Source organism: Kocuria sp. (assembly GCF_030536815.1).
GTDB classification, from domain to species: domain Bacteria; phylum Actinomycetota; class Actinomycetes; order Actinomycetales; family Micrococcaceae; genus Kocuria; species Kocuria gwangalliensis.
In genome coordinates, this window is the sequence record NZ_JAUNPE010000324.1 from 1 (window position 1) to 1672 (window position 1672).

A 1672-nucleotide genomic window follows, 5' to 3' on the forward strand; every position below is an offset into this window, starting at 1 on the left:
CATTTACGGAGTCCCTGCTGGGCCAGCTCTACAAGATCAAGGCGCGGGACGGCTATGTGGGCGGTCCGGCCTTTTACATGGAGCGCGGCCTCAAGAAGCGCTGGATGGGCTTGATTTTCGCGGTCACGATCACCATCACCTACGGCTTTGTTTTCAACTCGGTGCAGTCCAACTCGATCGTGGACGCCGTCAGCGGTTCCCTGAACCTGGACATGGCCGACAGCCAGAACATGTGGATCCGCATCGTGATCGGCCTGGCGCTGGTGGTCATCACCGCGGCTGTGATCTTCGGCGGTATTCGGTCGATCTCCAGCGTGACCCAGATCGTGGTGCCCGTGATGGCCATCCTGTATTTGATCCTGGGTCTGATGGTCGTGGCGCTGAACATCACCGAGGTCCCCGCCATGTTCCTCATGATCGTGGAGGGCGCCTTCGGTATTCGTGAGTTCGTGACCGGCAGCCTGATCGGTGTGATCATTCAGGGGATGAAGCGCGGCCTGTTCTCCAACGAGGCGGGTATGGGTTCCGCTCCCAACGCCGGTGCCACCGCGTCCGTGTCCCACCCGGCCAAGCAGGGCTTCGTGCAGTCCCTGGGCGTTTATTTCGACACCATGATCGTGTGCTCGGTGACGGCCTTCATCATCCTGCTCTCCAACCCGACCTTCGGCGACGAACGCCAGGGTGCTTCGCTCACCCAGGCCGCCCTGGGCGCGCAGCTGGGTGACTGGGCCATTCACTTCTTGACCGTCGCGATCTTCCTCTTCGCGTGGTCCTCGGTGATCGGTAACTACTACTACGGTGAGTCCAACATCCGTTTCATGACCGGTTCTCGCGCGGTCATGACCGGTTACCGCTTCCTGGTGCTGGTTTGCGTGTTCTTGGGTGCCCTCGCGGCGCTGGACCTCGTGTGGTCGCTCGCGGATCTGTTCATGGCATTCATGGCCACCATCAACCTGATTGCACTGGTCGGTTTGGCGGGTGTCGCAGCCAAGGTCCTTCGTAACTACACGGACCAGCGCAAGGCCGGAGTGGAGCCCGTGTTCCACTCCGGTGACATTCCGGGCCTGTCCGGTTTGGGTGCGTGGGACGGCACGGACTTCGTGACCACTCGCGAGCACTGGATCGTGCAGGCGGAGGAAAAGGCGGCCAAGCGCGGCTAGCCCCGCAGCGGCGTCGTCGTGGATCGCCCGCGGCCAGGACGACGACGCCGCTCGCTCACCCTGTAAAAGCTCCCCGCCACTGTGTGGCGGGGAGCTTTTCGGTACGAGCCGTCGCGCGGGTCAGCGGGAGTCCCTCGGATCGGAAACCGGAGCCTGGGTCGCGTGGGTGCCACTGTGCTTGCCGGTTTTCTTGCTGAGGCTGCGGATGACCTCGGCGTCGATGGCTCCGGTGATGGCCTCGCCGTCGGCGGCGGTTGTGCTCTCCCGATGTCCGAGCGACTGCGGAACCACTGAACCTACTCAGGATAAGAGGACCGCCTGTCGGAAACGACCTGTTGTGCCGGTCCAGAGTGAGATACTCGGTGCGAAACTTTTTGACGAAGGGAGAGCCACATGGCACAGCAGTGGGAAGCCGACCTGAAGGACTGGGCGGCCGGTTGGGATGCGGTGCGCGGCGCGGAGGTAGCCCCGCAGAACGTGGTCGCGTGGGCCGGCACGGTCCCCTCCGAGGA

Annotated in this window: 2 protein-coding genes; one reads left to right on the forward strand and one right to left on the reverse strand. The window is 63.3% G+C overall.

The features are described 5' to 3' along the window. Window positions 1-1160, forward strand: a 1160-nt coding sequence (locus Q4E95_RS13635; RefSeq protein WP_303383808.1) for an alanine/glycine:cation symporter family protein, incomplete at its 5' end; no start/stop codon positions are given. Between the two features lie 120 nt (window positions 1161-1280). Here Q4E95_RS13635 and Q4E95_RS13640 read toward each other — a convergent pair. After that, entirely contained in the window at window positions 1281-1451 is a 171-nt protein-coding gene (locus tag Q4E95_RS13640; protein ID WP_303383809.1) for a hypothetical protein, read from the reverse strand. Window positions 1452-1672 lie beyond the last annotated feature (221 nt).